Genomic DNA, 15598 nt, shown 5'->3' on the forward strand with positions numbered 1-15598 from the left:
TCGGCACCGGTGCGCGCGGTGGACCGGCCCGCCACCTCCCGGCCCACGCCCCCGCGCCCCGCGCGCCCCGGCGTCCCTCTGTGCGCCTCCCCGGGGGCGGTGAGCCGAGGGCCGCGACGGGACAGGGATCAGCGGGAGTCACCAGGAGGGGAGCCGTGGGCCGGGTGGCCGCGCGTGCGGCGCGCGCACCCGCCCCACGGCACCGGCCGCGGAGCCGGACGGGCGCGCCGACGCTCCGGCGCCCGGGCCCCCGGCGCGCCCCGCGCCCGCGCCCCGCTGAGAACGACCGGGACGGGGGATTGCGCCGCGGACGGCGCCCACCCTTCAGGCCGCCGCCGGTCCCCCCTCCCCCGCCAGGGTCGCCCGTCGCCCGTCACCCGTCGCCCGTCAGGCGAAGACGGCCAGGCTCCTCGCCCTGCCGTCCGCCCCCTCCACCAGGGCCAGGAAGCGCCCGTCGGGCGCGAAGACCGCCGTAGGCCGGTCCGTGGGGAGGGCGGGGGCGTCCAGCCGGACGCCGTTCGACAGCAGGCGGGCCTGCTTCTCGTCCACGTCCCAGCGCGGGAACGCCGCCGCGGCGGCGTCCGCCAGCGGCAGCACGGGGAGACCGTTCGTCTCCTCCCCCGCGGCGTCCACCGCCTCCTGAAGTTCCTCCAGGGTGTGCGCGCCGTCCAGGCCGTAGGGGCCGACGCGGGTGCGCCGCAGCGCCGTGAGATGGCCCCCCGTGCCCAGCGCAGCGCCCAGGTCACGGGCGAGGGCGCGGATGTACGTACCGGAGGAGCAGACCACCGTCACGGACACGTCCAGCACCCCCGTGCCGTCCCCGGCGGTGGCCTCGCGGACGCCGTGCACCGCGAAGACCGGCACGCTGACGGGGCGCGCCGCCAGCTCGAACTCCTCGCCGGAACGGGCCCGTTGGTAGGACCGCTTGCCGTCGACCTTGACGGCGCTGACCTTCGACGGCACCTGCAGGATGTCCCCGGTCAGTTCCGCGACGGCCGACGCGATCGCCGCCCGGCCCGCGCCGCCCGGTTCCGCCGCGCCGGCCAGGCCCGCGGTGCCGGGAGAGACGGTGACCTCGCCCTCCGCGTCGTCCGTCACGGTGGACTGCCCGAGCCGGACGGTGGCGGTGTACTCCTTGTCGGTCAGCGCGAGATGGCCGAGGAGCCGGGTGGCCCGGCCGACGCCGGCGAGGAGCACCCCGGTGGCCATCGGGTCGAGGGTGCCGGCGTGCCCCACCCGGCGCGTGCGGGCCATGCCGCGCAGCCGCGCGACGACGTCGTGCGAGGTGTGCCCGGCCGGCTTGTCGACGACGACGAGGCCGTCGGGCGCCGCCACCCGGGGGGCGCGCCGCCCGGCCCGCCCCCGCTGCTGCTGATCCGTCATGCCCGCGGTGCGCCTTCGCCGCCGCCGGAGCCGTCGCCGGCCCCGCCGTCCCGGGCCTCGTCGTCCCCGGACCCGTCCTCCTCCTCGCCGGGCCTGCGGTACGGGTCGGCCCCGCCCGCGTAGTCGGCGCCGGTGGCGGACTCGCGCACCTGCTCGTCCTGCGCGCGCGCCTTGGCGAGCAGGTCGTCGATGGTGCGGGCGCTGTCGGGCAGCGCGTCCGGGACGAAGGTGAGGCTCGGGGTGAAGCGCACCCCGGTCTGCCGCCCGACCTCGGAGCGGAGCACGCCCTTGGCGCTCTCCAGGGCGGCGGCGGAGGCCGCGCGCTCCTCGTCGTCCCCGTAGACCGTGTAGAAGACCGTGGCCTCCCGCAGGTCGCCGGTGACCCGGGCGTCCGTGATCGTGACGAATCCCAGCCGCGGATCCTTGATCCGCCGGTCCAGGGTCTCCGCGACCACGACCTGGATGCGATCGGCCAGCTTGCGGGCCCGCGCGTTGTCGGCCATCGGTCCGTCTCCTCCGTGTTCCTGAGGGTCTTCCTGAGGATGTTGCTGAAGCTTTCCGCGGCGTTTCCGGCGCCGCACCGGTGTGCCCGGACGACGGCTCAGTCGTCCCAGTCGTCGCCGCCGTGGAACCGCCGCCGCACGGACAGCAGCTCCACCTCCGGCCGGGCCGCGACCATGCGCTCGCACCGGTCGAGCACGTCCGTGAGATGCCCCGTGTCCCCGGAGACCGCCGCCAAACCGATCCGGGCGCGGCGGTACAGATCCTGGTCGCCGGTCTCCGCGGCGCTCACGGCGTGGACACGGCGCAGCTCGGCGATGATCGGGCGGACGACGGAGCGCTTCTCCTTGAGCGACCGTACGTCGCCGAGAAGCAGATCGAAGGACAGCGTCCCTACATACATGGGGAACAGGTCACGCCACCTGTGGGGCCTCGGGATGGGCTCGCCGCCCCGGCCGCCGTGACGGCAGGGGCGGTGAGCACCGTACTCGCAGCGGCCGGGGCCGGCCAACGGGGTTTCCCCCGCCGGCCGGCCCCGGTCCCGCCGTGGGATCAGCCGCGCGGCTTCTCCCGCATCTCGTACGTGGCGATGACGTCGTCGACCTTGATGTCGTTGTAGCTGCCGAGGTTGATACCGCCCTCGAAGCCTTCCCGGATCTCGGTGACGTCGTCCTTGAAGCGGCGCAGGCCCGCGATGTTGAGGTTCTCCGCGATGACCTTGCCGTCCCGGATGAGCCGCGCCTTGGTGTTGCGGCGCACCTCGCCGGAGCGGATGAGGACACCCGCGATGTTGCCCAGCTTGGACGAGCGGAAGACCTCGCGGATCTCCGCCGTGCCGAGCTCGACCTCCTCGTACTCGGGCTTGAGCATGCCCTTCAGGGCCGCCTCGATCTCCTCGATGACCTGGTAGATCACCGAGTAGTAGCGGACGTCCACGCCCTCGCGCTCGGCCATCTGCGTGGCACGCCCCTCGGCGCGCACGTTGAAGCCGATGACGATGGCGTCGGAGCCGGTCGCCAGGTCGATGTCGGTCTCGGTGACCGCACCCACGCCGCGGTGCAGGACGCGCAGGTCGACCTCTTCGCCGACGTCGAGCTGGAGCAGGGAGGACTCGAGGGCCTCCACCGAACCGGACGCGTCGCCCTTGATGATGAGGTTGAGCTGCTGCACCTCGCCGGCCTTGAGCACCTTGTCCAGGTCCTCCAGGGAGACCCGGCGGGTGCGCTTGGCGAACGCCGCGTTCCGCTCGCGGGCGGCACGCTTCTCGGCGATCTGGCGCGCCGTGCGGTCCTCGTCGACGACGAGGAAGTTGTCGCCGGCGCCCGGGACGTTGGTGAGACCCAGGACCAGGACGGGGGTCGACGGACCCGCCTCGTCGATCGTCTTGCCGGTGTCGTCGTGCATCGCCCGGACACGGCCGTAGGCGTCGCCGACGACCATCGTGTCGCCGACCCGCAGCGTGCCGCGCTGGACGAGCACGGTGGCCACGGCGCCCCGCCCGCGGTCGAGGTGCGCCTCGATCGCGATGCCCTGCGCGGACTGCTCCGCGTTGGCCCGCAGGTCGAGCGCCGCGTCCGCGGTGAGGACGACGGCCTCCAGCAGGTCGTCGATGTGCAGGCCCTGCTTGGCGGAGATGTCGACGAACATCGTGTCGCCGCCGTACTCCTCGGCCACCAGCCCGTACTCGGTGAGCTGGCCGCGCACCTTGGACGGGTCCGCGCCCTCGACGTCGATCTTGTTGACCGCGACCACGATCGGCACCTCGGCCGCCTTGGCGTGGTTCAGCGCCTCGACCGTCTGGGGCATGACGCCGTCGTTCGCCGCCACCACGAGGATCGCGATGTCGGTGGACTTGGCACCACGGGCCCGCATGGCGGTGAACGCCTCGTGACCGGGGGTGTCGATGAAGGTGATCTTGCGCTCTTCACCGTTGACTTCCGTCGACGCCTGGTAGGCGCCGATATGCTGGGTGATGCCGCCGGCCTCGCCCGCGATGACGTTCGTCTTGCGGATCGCGTCGAGCAGGCGGGTCTTGCCGTGGTCGACGTGACCCATGACGGTCACCACCGGCGGACGCGCGACGAGCATGTCCTCGCCGCCCTCGTTCTCGCCGAACTCGATGTCGAAGGACTCCAGGAGCTCCCGGTCCTCCTCCTCCGGGCTGACGATCTCGACGGCGTAGTTCATCTCGTCACCGAGGAGGTGCAGCGTCTCGTCGGAGACGGACTGCGTCGCGGTGACCATCTCGCCGAGGTTGAGCATCACGGCGACGAGCGACGCCGGGTTGGCGTTGATCTTCTCCGCGAAGTCGGTGAGAGACGCGCCCCGCGACAGCCGGACGGTCTGCCCGTTGCCGCGCGGCAGCATCACACCGCCGACCGACGGGGCCTGCATGGCCTCGTACTCCTGGCGCCGCTGCCGCTTCGACTTGCGGCCACGCCGCGCGGGCCCGCCGGGACGGCCGAACGCGCCCTGCGTGCCACCGCGGCCACCCGGGCCACCGGGACGCCCGCCGAAGCCGGGACGGCCGCCGAAGCCGCCGCCACCGCCCGGACGGCCGCCACCGCCGCCGAAGCCGCCGCCACCACCCGGACGGCCGCCGCCACCGCCGCCGGGACGGCCGGCGAAGCCGCCACCGCCACCGGGACGGGCGCCGCCACCGGGACGGCCACCGCCGCCGGGACCGCCGGGACCGCGTCCGCCCGGACCCGGGCGGGGCCCGGCAGCCGGACGCTGCGGCATCATGCCGGGGTTCGGACGGGCGCCGCCACCGGGACGGGGACCGGCCGGGCCGCCCTGGCCGCCCTGCGGACGGGGCATGCTGCCCGGCGAGGGCCGGGGACCGCCCGGCGCCTGCGGACGCGGACCGCCGCCGGCGCCCTGCGGGCGGGGACCGCCACCGGGGCCGCCCTGGCCGCCGGGACGGGGACCGCCGCCGGGACGCGGGGCGGGACGGGACATGCCCGTGCTGCCGCCCGAGGTGAAGGGGTTGTTACCCGGGCGCGGACCACGGGCGCCACCACCGGGACGGCCGCCCTGGCCGCCGGGGCGGGGCGCACCCGGACGCGCTCCCTGGCCGCCCTGGTCACGTCCCTGGCCGGGAGCGGCCGGGCGGGCCGGACGCGGGCCGGGGGTGGCGCCGGGCTTGGGGCCGGGCGCCGACGGGGCGGCCGGGGCCGCCGGAGGCGCCGTGAACTCGGGGGCCGCCGGAGCGGCCGGACCGGGCTTCGGCGCGGCGGGGGGCTTGGGCCCCGGCGTGGGACGCGGTCCCGGAGCGGGCGCGGCGGCCGGCTTGGGGCCGGGGGCCGGGGGCCGCGGGCCGGGGGTGGGCGCGCCCTTGGGGCCCGGCTGCGGGGCAGCCGGACGGGCCGTGCCGCGGGGCGTGGGCGCGGACGGCTTGGACGGCGCCGCCTTGCGGGGCGCCGAGGGCTTCCCGGCGGGCCGGCCGGAGCCGTTGCCCTGCTGGAAAGCGTCGGTCAGTTTGCGTACGACGGGCGCCTCGATCGTCGAGGACGCCGAACGGACGAATTCACCAAGTTCTTGGAGCTTGGCCATGACGACCTTGCTCTCGACTCCGAACTCCTTGGCGAGCTCGTATACCCGGACCTTTGCCACTTCGCTCCATTCTGGGTCCGGGTTCCGCCGGACCGTCGCTACTTCATGGGCGTACTCATCGCGTACTCATCGAGTGCTCATCGCAATCTCGACCTACTTCCGACTCGCGAGGTACCTGACCGCACGGTTGACCCGTGCCGTTCTCTTACCGTTGTGCCTGTTCTCCCCGGCTCGCCCGCGGCGGCGCCTCCCCGGCCGGCCGGCCGAGGAACGCACGCACCGCGTCGGTGCCGAGCGGCCCCCGCTCCCGGAAGGCCCGGGGGAGGGCCCGGCGGCGGACCGCCAGGTCGAGACAGGCGGGGGCGGGGTGCAGATACGCGCCCCGACCGGGCAGCGTACCGCGTGGATCGGGGACGCACTCACCCTCGATCACCGCGATGCGCAGCAGATCGCCTTTGGCCGCACGCGTACGGCACCCCACGCAGGTGCGCTCGGGGAACGCCTGGGCATGCGTCCGGCCAGACGCCTTCAAGTCTACCTCCACGCACCGACGCGGCCCTTGGGGGGTAACGCCCGTGCAGTAGTGAGCCATTCCGTTGACATCCCCGCCCGTACCCCGACGGTGCCGCGTCCGTGCCCGGCCCGGACCCGGTCCGCCGCGCGGACGCCGGACGCGGGGCCGGACGGTACGGCTGTGCCCGCCCGGTCCTCCCGGGCCTGCCCGGACCGCCCGCGGCGATGCCCGGGCGGCCGCGGCCCCGCGGCGGCAACCGCCGTCACGACCGTGCCGATCTCCACCCCGCCGTCCGTACCACGGTGCCGTGCCGGGCGCCGGGCCGCGAGCCGGGCGGGCCCGCCGGGCGCGCGATCCGCCCGCCGGGCCCCGTGGCGGTGCCCCTCCGGACGGGCCGGTCAGGACTCCCGGGAGTCCTGCGGCTCGGTGTCCGGGCGGATGTCGATGCGCCAGCCGGTGAGCCGGGCGGCCAGCCGGGCGTTCTGGCCCTCCTTGCCGATGGCCAGTGAGAGCTGGTAGTCGGGGACGGTCACCCGGGCCGAGCGCGCCGCGGCGTCGACGACCTCGACCTTGCTGACCCGCGCGGGCGAGAGCGCGTGCCCCACCAGCTCCGCCGGGTCGTCCGACCAGTCGACGATGTCGATCTTCTCGCCCTGCAGTTCGGCCATGACCGCGCGCACCCGCCCGCCCATCGGGCCGATACAGGCCCCCTTGGCGTTGAGACCGGACCGGACGGACCGCACGGCGATCTTGGTGCGGTGGCCGGCCTCGCGGGCGATGGCGGCGATCTCCACCGAACCGTCCGCGATCTCCGGCACCTCCATGGCGAAGAGCTTCTTCACCAGGTTGGGGTGGGTCCGCGAGAGCGTCACGGAGGGTCCGCGCACGCCCTTGGCGACCCGGACGACGTAGCTGCGCAGCCGGGCCCCGTGCGAGTAGTCCTCGCCCGGCACCTGCTCCTGCGCCGGCAGGATGGCCTCCAGCCGGCCGATGTCGACCAGGACGTTCTTCGGGTCCTTGCCCTGCTGGACCACGCCGGCGACGACATCGCCCTCGCGTCCGGCGTACTCGCCGAAGGTCACCTCCTCCTCGGCGTCCCGGAGGCGCTGGAGGATGACCTGCTTGGCGGTGGTGGCGGCGATCCGGCCGAATCCCGAGGGGGTGTCGTCGAACTCCCGGGGGCCGGCGGCCCCGCCGCCGCTCGCACCGGTCCCACCGGTCGCGGCGCTCTCACCGGTCGCGGCGCTCTCACCGGTCGCGCCGTACTCGTCCGGGTCCTCCGTCGCCCAGACCGTCACATGCCCGGTCTCCCGGTCGAGTTGGACGCGCGCGCGGCGCCGGCTCCCCTCGGTGCGGTGGTAGGCGATGAGGAGGGCCGACTCGATCGCCTCGACCAGCAGGTCGAAGGAGATCTCCTTCTCCCGCACCAGCCCCCGCAGAGCGCTCATGTCGATGTCCACGGCTACGCCTCTTCCTGGCCTTCGTCCCCGGCGGCCGCGGTGGTGCGCCCGTCGTCCCTGCGATTGAACTCGATCTCCACCCGCGCCTTGGCGATCTCCGCGAAGGCGACCCGGCGCGAGGTGGGCCGGCGGCCCTTGACCCCGGGCACCTCCAGGTCGATGCCGTCCTCGTCCACGGAGACGATGCGCGCGGTGAGTTCGCCGCCGTCGGTGAGCCGGGCCTTGATCAGCCGGCCGGTGGCACGGCGGTAGTGGCGCGGCTGCGTCAGCGGGCGGTCGGCGCCCGGCGAGGTGACCTCCAGCCGGTAGGGCGTCTCCCCCATGGCGTCGGTCTCGTCCAGCCGCTCGGAGACCGCCCGGCTCAGATCCGCACAGGTGTCCAGGAGTACCCCGGAGTCGGAGTCCACGACGATCCGGAGGACCCGCATCCGCCCGACCGGGCTCACCTCGATCTCCTCCAGATCCAGGTCTCGCGCGGCGGCCAGTGGTTCGAGCAGACCGCGCAGCCGCTCGCTCTGGGTGGTGCTCATCCGGGTGACTCCTCGGCCGCGTGTGCTGTTGTCTCGGGATCGCGTGTCAGGTGAAAGGGTATCCGGTCGCGGAGCGTGCCGTGTCCGCCTCCCGGGGGCCGCTCGCCCGGCGGGCCCGCCCGGTCGGCGATTCGGGCGCCGAACGCGGGTACGCTCGGGACGGCCGATCACGGGTGCGGCGAACCGCCCCGTGCCGCCCGGCTCCCCCTCCCTCCCCGTCCCTGTCCGCCGCGGCCCACCGCGGCCGACCAGCGCGTCCCAGGATGTGACCGTGCCGCCCACCACGCCGCCGCGGGCCCCCGCCGGACCCCGCCGCAGGAGTCTGCTCGCCGGGGTGCCCGCCCTGTTCGCGGCGGCGCCCGCCGCCGCCCTGGCGACGGCCTGCTCGGACGGTGACGCCGCCGCGGAGGCCGCCCGCGCCCGGGCGGACCGGAGGTTGCGCGCGCGCTCCGCCCGGGACTCCCGCGCCCTGCTGGAGCGGTACGACGCCACCCTCGCCGCCCACCCCGGCCTGGCCGGCCTGCTGACCCCGCTCCGCGCCGAGACGGACCGGCACGTCCGGGCCTTCACCGAACGCGGCGAGGGCGGCGAGGGCGGCGCGTCCGGGGACACGGGCCGGGACGGGGAGCCGCGCGGGACCCGCGAGCCCCCGGGGTCGCCGGACGGACCACGGCCGGAGCCTTCGGCGGGCGGTCCCTCCGGCTCCCCCGGCACGGCCGGGGTGCCCGCCGAGCGGGACGCCGCGCTGGCGGCACTGGCCCGCGCGGAGCGCCGGGCCGCCGACGCCCGGACCCGTGCCCTCGTCACCGCGGATCCCGAACTCGCCCGCCTGCTGGCCTCGGTGGCCGCCGCCGGCGCCGCGCACGCCTATCTGCTGACGGAGGCGGCGTGAGGCCCCGGCCGCGACCCGTCCACCGGCCGCCGCGGGCGCCGGCCCTCGGCCGGCGGCCGCTCCCCGCCCCGTCCGCCCGCCCCCGGACCGGGGATCCCGGTCCCCGGGGGCGCCTCACGGAAGGCAGACCCCTGTGACCACCTCCGCGCGGCCCGCGCCGCACGCGGCCCCCGCGGCAGCCCCCGCGCCGGCGGACGTCCTCGACGCCACCCAGCGGGCCCTCCGCGCCGAGCACGCCGCCGTCTACGGCTACGGCGTCGTCGGCGGCAGGATCGGCGAGGACCGCCGCAAGGAGGCGCGCGAAGGGCATGACGCCCATCGCGCGCGCCGTGACGCGCTGCACCGCCGCGTGCGCGACCTGGGCGGCGAACCCGAGCCGTCGGCCGCCGCCTACGCCCTGCCGTTCCCGGTGCCCGACGCGGACGCCGCGGCGCGGCTCGCCGCCGAACTGGAGGACCGGGTGGCCGGCGTCTACGCCGATCTCGTCCGGGCCGCCACCGGCGACACCCGCCGGGAGGCCGCCGGGGCGCTGCGCGAGGCGGCGGTCCGGGCGGTGCGCTGGCGCGGCGGCAGCGTAGCCTTCCCTGGTCTCGCGGAACGCCCGGCGCCCGCCGGATCCCCCGGCCCGGCCACCGGCGGCGCGAGCGAACTCTGACGGGCCGCCGCGCTCCCCGCGGCACGGCCCGGGGGACGACAGCGACGGAAGGGGACGGACCGGGCATGACAGCACGGGCCGAGGGCGGCACTCCGCCCGAACCGCCGCGGCGTCTGGTACGGGCGCAGGAGGCGGACGAGACGGGCCGGGAGTGGCTGACGGCGCTGCCGGGCCTCACCGGGCAGGCCCTGCGCCGCTGGGGACTGACGCCGGAACGGGTGCCGATGCCCGGCGGCCGGAGGAGTTTGCTGGTGCTGGTGCGCCGCCCCGCCGGTGACGGCGGCGGCGGGAACACCCGTGACAACGGCGGCGCCGACGGCAGTGAGGGCGACGGCCACGGCGACACCGGGGCGGACGGAAACGGCGACCGGGCGGCCCTGAAGCTGGTGGCCCCCGGCGCGGACGCGGCGGCGCAGCGGGCCGCCCTGGAACGGTGGGACGGCTGGGGCGCCGTGCGGCTGCTGGCCGCCGAGACCGCTCCCGGCGCGGCGGGCGCGCTGCTGCTGGAGCGGCTGCACGGCGAGGTGTCGCTCCGGTCGCTGCCGGAGGACCGGGCGCTGCTGGAGGCGGCCGGCACCCTGCGGCGGCTGTGGACCGATCCGGGGGAGGGCCATCCGTTCCCCTCGGTGACGGAGCGCACGGCGGGCCCGGCGGCCCGGCTGCGCGCGGCGGCCGGTGATCCCGCGGCGGCCGACGTCCGGCCGCTGGTCTCCCAGGCACTGGCGGTGCGCGCGGAGCTGACGGCCGCGGAGCCCGAACAGGTGCTGCTGCACGGCCGGTTCCGGGAGGACAAGGTGGTCTCCGGGGACCGCGCCCCCTGGCTGGCCGTCGGCCCGGACCCGCTGGTCGGCGAGCGCGCGTACGACCTGGCACAGCCGGCCAGGACCCGGCTGGAGGACCTGGTCGCGACGGCGGGCGGGGCGGCCGTCACCCGCCGCCGCCTCGGCCGGCTGGCGGACTCCGTGGAGGTCGACCCGGAGCGGCTGCGCGGCTGGACCCTCTTCCGCGCGGTGGCGGACGGCGTCCCGGCCCTGCTCCGCGGGGACGCGCGCCGGGCGGAACCCCTGCTGGAGTTCGCGAGCTGGCTCTGACGGCGGGACGCGCACGGCCGGCGGAGACGGCACGGCCCGCACGGCCGGTACGGCTGGTACGTCCGGCGGAGACGGCGCGGCAGGCCGGGGGCGGGTGGCGGCCCGCCACCCGGTCCCGGCCCAGGTCAGCGGCTGAGCCGCGCCAGGGCCTCGTCCACCGTGAGTTCCTCCCGCTCGCCGGTGCGGCGGTCCTTGAGCTCGACCACGCCCTCGCCGGACCGCCGCCCCGCCACCAGGATGGTGGGCACGCCGATCAGCTCGGCGTCGGTGAACTTCACCCCCGGGGAGACGCCCGCGCGGTCGTCGACGAGCACCCGCACCCCCGCGGCGTGCAGCTTCCCGGCGACCTCCAGGGCGAGTTCGGTCTGCGCCGCCTTGCCCGCCGCGACGACGTGCACATCGGCCGGCGCGATCTCCGCGGGCCAGCACAGGCCCTTTCCGTCGGCGGTCTGCTCGGCGAGCGCGGCCACGGCCCGGGAGACCCCGATGCCGTAGGAGCCCATGGTGACCCGGACCGGCTTGCCCTCGCGGCCGAGCACGTCGAGTTCGAAGGCGTCGGCGTACTTCCGGCCGAGCTGGAAGATGTGGCCGATCTCGATGGCGCGGTCGATCCGCAGTCCGGTGCCGCACTTCGGGCAGGGGTCACCGGGCTCGACGACGACCACGTCGAGGTACTGGTCCACCGTGAAGTCGCGGCCGACGACCACGTTGCGGGCGTGCTTGCCCTCCTTGTTGGCCCCGGTGATCCAGGCGGTGTTCTCCGCCACCCGCGGGTCGGCGAGATAGCGGAAGGCCGTGCCGGCCAGGGTCTGCGGGCCCACGTAGCCGCGGACCAGCTCGGGGCGGTCCACGAAGTCCTCGGCCGTCACCAGCTCCACCACGGCCGGGGAGAGGTGCTCGGCCAGCTTGCCGAGGTCCACCTCGCGGTCCCCGGGCACGCCGACGGCCGTGATCTCGCCGTCCACCTTGACCAGCAGGTTCTTCAGAGTGGCGGAGGCGGGCACCCCCAGGTGCGCGGCGAGCGTCTCGATGGTCGGGGTGTCCGGGGTGTCCAGCTCCTCGACCGGGGCGTGGTCGGCGGCCGGCGCCGGGGCCACGACGGTGGTGACCGCCTCCGTGTTGGCCGCGTAGTCGCAGGCCGGGCAGTCGACGAAGGTGTCCTCACCGGCGGCGGCGGGAGCCAGGAACTCCTCGGAGGCGGAGCCGCCCATGGCGCCCGAGACGGCGGAGACGATGCGGTAGTCCAGGCCGAGCCGCTCGAAGATCCGGGTGTAGGCCTCGCGGTGCAGCCGGTAGGCCTCGGCCAGCCCCTCGTCGTCGGTGTCGAAGGAGTAGGAGTCCTTCATCAGGAACTCCCGGCCGCGGAGCACGCCGGAGCGGGGGCGGGCCTCGTCCCGGTACTTGGTCTGGATCTGGTAGAGCACCACCGGCAGGTCCTTGTAGGACGTGCACTGGTCCTTGACCGTGAGGGTGAAGATCTCCTCATGGGTGGGGCCGAGCAGGTAGTCGGCGCCCTTGCGGTCCTTCAGCCGGAACAGCAGCTCGCCGTACTCCTCCCAGCGTCCGCTGGTCTCGTACGGCTCCTTGGGCAGCAGCGCGGGGAGCAGGACCTCCTGCGCCCCGATCGCGTCCATCTCCTCGCGCACCACGCGCGAGACGTTCTCCAGGACCTTCTTGCCCAGCGGCAGCCAGGTCCAGATTCCGGCGGACGCACGGCGGACGTACCCGGCGCGGACCAGCAGCTTGTGGCTGGTCGTCTCGGCATCGGCCGGGTCGTCGCGCAGCGTCTTGAGCATCATCCGGGACATGCGCTGGACCATGGGGGCTCTCTCCTGCGTGAAATACGGTGATGCCCAGGAGGCTACCGAAAGACGGCGGGTGCCGATGACGCCGGGACCGGGCGGACCGGGCGGACCGGGCCCGCGGTCACCCCGGCCGCCGGGCCCCCCGCAGCGGCAGCGGGGCGCCCATCACGGCGTAGGGGCTCGCGGCGCTGGGGAAGTACACCGGCCGGGCCAGGTCGCGGTAGCCCAGGGAGCGGTAGAGGGCGCGGGCCGGGCTGTCGGTGTCGATCGCCGACAGCAGGCTGCGCGGCTCGGCGGCGGCGTCGGTGAGCTCGGTGATGAGCCGGCGCCCGATGCCCCGCTTCTGGTGGCTGGGGAGGACGTGCAGCTCGGTGACGACGAAGGCGTCGTCCAGCCAGGCGTCGCGGCCCTCGCGCCGCAGATACGGCTCGACGACCGTGGACCACCAGTGGGAGCGGTCGCCGGGCATCCCGTAGGTGAACCCGACCAGGCGGCCGTCCGGGGTGACCGCCCCGAGCGCGGTGGCCCCCGGGGAGGCCATGTGGCGCAGCACGATGTGGTGCCGCACCCCCACCTCCTCGTCGGAGAGACCGAAGGCCAGGGCCTGCACGGCGAGCGCGTCGTCCACCCGCGCCACCAGGTCGAGCGGGCCGACCGCGACATCATCCATGGCCGGGAGACTACTCAAAACAGCACGCTCATGAAGGCACCGGTCTCCTGGAAGCCGACGCGCCGGTACGCCGCGCGGGCGGCGGTGTTGAAGTCGTTGACGTAGAGGCTGGCGACGGGGGCGATCCCGGCCAGGGCGTACCGCAGCACGGCGGCCATGCCGGTCTCGGAGAGGCCGCGGCCGCGGAACTCGGGGGCGACCCAGACGCCCTGGATCTGACAGGCCCGCTCGGTGGCGGCGCCGACCTCGGCCTTGAAGACCACCCGGCCGCCCTCGATCCGCGCGAACGAGCGGCCCGTGGACACCAGTTCGGCTATACGGGCCTGGTAGAGCAGCCCGCCGTCGCCCGCGAGCGGCGAGACGCCGACCTCCTCGGTGAACATCGCCACACAGGCCGGCATCAGGATGTCGATCTCGTCCTTGCGCACCCGCCGCACCAGCGGGTCGGGCGCGACATCCGCCGGTACCGCGGAGGTCACCATCAGCGGCTGGTGGGGGCGGACCTCGCGGGCGGGGCCCCAGACCGGTTCGAGCAGGGACCACAGCAGCGCCGTGGCGTCGGCCGGGCCCACGATCGAGGAGCAGCGGCGGCCGGTCCGGCGGGCGCGCTCGGCGAAGGCGCGGACGGCCTCCGGCCCGGCGCACACGGGGACGAGATTGGCGCCGGCGTAACAGAGGGAATCCAGGCGGCCCTCGGCGAACCAGCCCCACATCTCCCCGCCGAGCCGCCACGGGTCGAGGCCGGCGGCCCGCACCCGGGCGGCGACGAAGGCGTTCGTCACCGGGTCGCGATCGAGCACCGCGAGAGCGGCGTCCAGATCGCCGGGGCCGAGAGCCCTGGTGGTCGTCTGCGTCAACACGTGTCGGGGCCTCACCGTCTGCTGCTGCGTCCTTCCGGGGCGACCCCGTGCGGCGGGCGGAGCGCCGTCCGGGGAACGGGCGCCCCGGTCCCCCGCCCCGGGGCGGGTCCGGCCCCAGCCGCACTGTACCGCTCCGTGGGCCCGCCACCGCCGCGCCGGGCGCGCGGGGGGGGCGCGACGGGGTCCGCGGGTGCCGGACCGCCGCCGGGAGAGGAGCGGGTCCGCCGCTCACCGGTCGGTGGGGTCATGTGCGGCGGCGCCGTCGGGCCCGCGGGGTTCGTCCCGGGGCCTCATCTGCCGTCTGGGCCGGGCGGCGCGGTCCGAAACCCCGTCGCCCCCGATCCGCCGGGCGGGCGGACCGGGGGCGGCGGGGCGAAACAGACGATTCCGGACGGTACCGGCGGGCGGCGGCCGGTGGTCAGCCCGCGGCGGTGACGACCGGTTCGCCGGAGGCCACGCCGTCCTTCTCCATCTGCTCGGCGATCTTCATCGCCTCGTCGATCAGCGTCTCGACGATCTTCGATTCGGGGACGGTCTTGATGACCTCCCCCTTGACGAAGATCTGTCCCTTGCCGTTGCCGGAGGCCACGCCCAGATCCGCCTCACGGGCCTCGCCGGGGCCGTTGACCACGCAGCCCATCACGGCGACCCGGAGCGGCACCTCCATGCCCTCCAGGCCCGCGGTGACCTCCTCCGCCAGCTTGTAGACGTCCACCTGGGCCCGCCCGCAGGAGGGGCAGGAGACGATCTCCAGCCCCCGCTGCCGCAGGCCGAGGGATTCCAGGATCTGGTTGCCGACCTTGATCTCCTCCACGGGCGGGGCGGAGAGGGAGACCCGGATGGTGTCGCCGATGCCCTCGGCGAGCAGCGCGCCGAAGGCGACGGAGGACTTGATGGTGCCCTGGAAGGCGGGGCCGGCCTCGGTGACGCCCAGGTGCAGCGGGTAGTCGCAGCGGGCGGCGAGCTGCCGGTAGGCGTTGATCATGACGACCGGGTCGTTGTGCTTCACGGAGATCTTGATGTCCCGGAAGCCGTGCTCCTCGAAGAGTGAGCACTCCCACAGCGCCGACTCCACCAGCGCCTCGGGGGTGGCCTTGCCGTACTTGGCGAGCAGCCGCTTGTCGAGGGAGCCCGCGTTGACGCCGATGCGGATGGGGACGCCCGCGTCCGAGGCGGCCTTGGCGATCTCCTTGACCTTGTCGTCGAACTGGCGGATGTTGCCCGGGTTGACCCGGACGGCCGCGCAGCCGGCGTCGATCGCGGCGAAGACGTACTTCGGCTGGAAGTGGATGTCGGCGATCACGGGGATGCCGGACTTCCGCGCGATGACCGGCAGCGCCTCGGCGTCGTCCGGGGAGGGGCAGGCGACCCGGACGATCTGGCAGCCGGCGGCCGTGAGCTCGGCGATCTGCTGCAGGGTGGCGCCGATGTCCGCGGTGACGGTCGTGGTCATCGACTGGACGGAGACGGGGGCGTCACCGCCGACCGCGACCGACCCCACCTGGATCTGTCGGCTCTTCCGGCGCTCCGCCAGCTTGATCGGGACGGACGGCATTCCCAGCGAAATCGCAGTCATCTGCGTGCAACCCCAACGTCGGTCTCGCGGCCCGGGGACAGGGCGGGCCCGGCTCCGAGATTACGGCACCCACGGGGGTGCCGCCGCCGCGGTCCGTTCGCACGCC

At 75.5% G+C, this 15598-nt stretch carries 14 protein-coding genes; 3 read left to right on the plus strand and 11 right to left on the minus strand.

All coding sequences use genetic code 11. From position 1 onward, the window contains the following. Positions 1–387 precede the first annotated feature (387 nt). The 7 genes from truB to rimP all read right to left on the minus strand — a co-directional run bounded on the left by truB (position 388) and on the right by rimP (position 7943). Positions 388–1383, minus strand: a complete 996-nt coding sequence (truB, locus tag HCK00_RS17215) for a tRNA pseudouridine(55) synthase TruB (protein WP_168102868.1) — start codon at positions 1381–1383, stop codon at positions 388–390. Further along, entirely contained in the window at positions 1380–1886 is a 507-nt protein-coding gene (rbfA, locus tag HCK00_RS17220) for a 30S ribosome-binding factor RbfA (protein WP_168102869.1), read from the minus strand. The genes truB and rbfA overlap by 4 nt, the downstream gene beginning before the upstream one ends. A gap of 98 nt (positions 1887–1984) precedes the next feature. Then, the gene (locus HCK00_RS17225) at positions 1985–2287 is read right to left on the minus strand and encodes a DUF503 domain-containing protein (RefSeq protein ID WP_168102870.1); all 303 of its coding nucleotides are present in this window, start codon (positions 2285–2287) and stop codon (positions 1985–1987) included. Positions 2288–2436: 149 nt separating this feature from the next. After that, positions 2437–5499, minus strand: a complete 3063-nt coding sequence (infB, locus tag HCK00_RS17230; protein WP_168102871.1) for a translation initiation factor IF-2 — start codon at positions 5497–5499, stop codon at positions 2437–2439. A gap of 145 nt (positions 5500–5644) precedes the next feature. Continuing rightward, on the minus strand, positions 5645–5971 hold the full coding sequence (locus HCK00_RS17235; RefSeq protein WP_240965646.1) for a YlxR family protein: 327 nt from the start codon (positions 5969–5971) through the stop codon (positions 5645–5647). A 380-nt stretch (positions 5972–6351) separates the two neighbouring features. Next, entirely contained in the window at positions 6352–7413 is a 1062-nt protein-coding gene (nusA, locus tag HCK00_RS17240) for a transcription termination factor NusA (RefSeq protein WP_168102873.1), read from the minus strand. Positions 7414–7415: 2 nt separating this feature from the next. Then, entirely contained in the window at positions 7416–7943 is a 528-nt protein-coding gene (gene rimP, locus HCK00_RS17245) for a ribosome maturation factor RimP (protein WP_168102874.1), read from the minus strand. Positions 7944–8214: 271 nt separating this feature from the next. Between rimP and HCK00_RS17250 the strand changes: the two genes are divergently transcribed. The 3 genes from HCK00_RS17250 (at position 8215) to HCK00_RS17260 (ending at position 10581) form a co-directional block, all read left to right on the plus strand. After that, positions 8215–8835, plus strand: a complete 621-nt coding sequence (locus tag HCK00_RS17250) for a hypothetical protein (protein ID WP_168102875.1) — start codon at positions 8215–8217, stop codon at positions 8833–8835. A 133-nt stretch (positions 8836–8968) separates the two neighbouring features. Beyond that, the gene (locus tag HCK00_RS17255) at positions 8969–9490 is read left to right on the plus strand and encodes a ferritin-like domain-containing protein (RefSeq protein WP_168102876.1); all 522 of its coding nucleotides are present in this window, start codon (positions 8969–8971) and stop codon (positions 9488–9490) included. A gap of 65 nt (positions 9491–9555) precedes the next feature. Beyond that, positions 9556–10581, plus strand: a complete 1026-nt coding sequence (locus tag HCK00_RS17260; RefSeq protein WP_168102877.1) for an aminoglycoside phosphotransferase family protein — start codon at positions 9556–9558, stop codon at positions 10579–10581. Positions 10582–10706: 125 nt separating this feature from the next. Here the strand turns inward: HCK00_RS17260 and HCK00_RS17265 are convergent, their stop codons facing one another. The 4 genes from HCK00_RS17265 to ispG all read right to left on the minus strand — a co-directional run bounded on the left by HCK00_RS17265 (position 10707) and on the right by ispG (position 15492). Further along, positions 10707–12401 (minus strand): proline--tRNA ligase, encoded by a 1695-nt coding sequence (locus HCK00_RS17265; protein WP_168102878.1) that lies wholly within the window; start codon positions 12399–12401, stop codon positions 10707–10709. A gap of 106 nt (positions 12402–12507) precedes the next feature. Then, positions 12508–13056 carry a GNAT family N-acetyltransferase gene (locus HCK00_RS17270; protein ID WP_168102879.1) on the minus strand — a complete coding sequence of 183 codons (549 nt, stop codon included), beginning with the start codon at positions 13054–13056 and terminating at the stop codon, positions 12508–12510. Positions 13057–13070: 14 nt separating this feature from the next. Continuing rightward, a complete protein-coding gene (locus tag HCK00_RS17275) occupies positions 13071–13916 on the minus strand; it encodes a GNAT family N-acetyltransferase (RefSeq protein ID WP_168102880.1) in 846 nt (281 codons plus the stop codon). Positions 13917–14334: 418 nt separating this feature from the next. After that, positions 14335–15492, minus strand: a complete 1158-nt coding sequence (ispG, locus tag HCK00_RS17280) for a flavodoxin-dependent (E)-4-hydroxy-3-methylbut-2-enyl-diphosphate synthase (RefSeq protein ID WP_168102881.1) — start codon at positions 15490–15492, stop codon at positions 14335–14337. Between the last annotated feature and the right edge of the window lie 106 nt (positions 15493–15598).

This window comes from Streptomyces zingiberis, assembly GCF_012034935.1.
Classification (GTDB): domain Bacteria; phylum Actinomycetota; class Actinomycetes; order Streptomycetales; family Streptomycetaceae; genus Streptomyces; species Streptomyces zingiberis.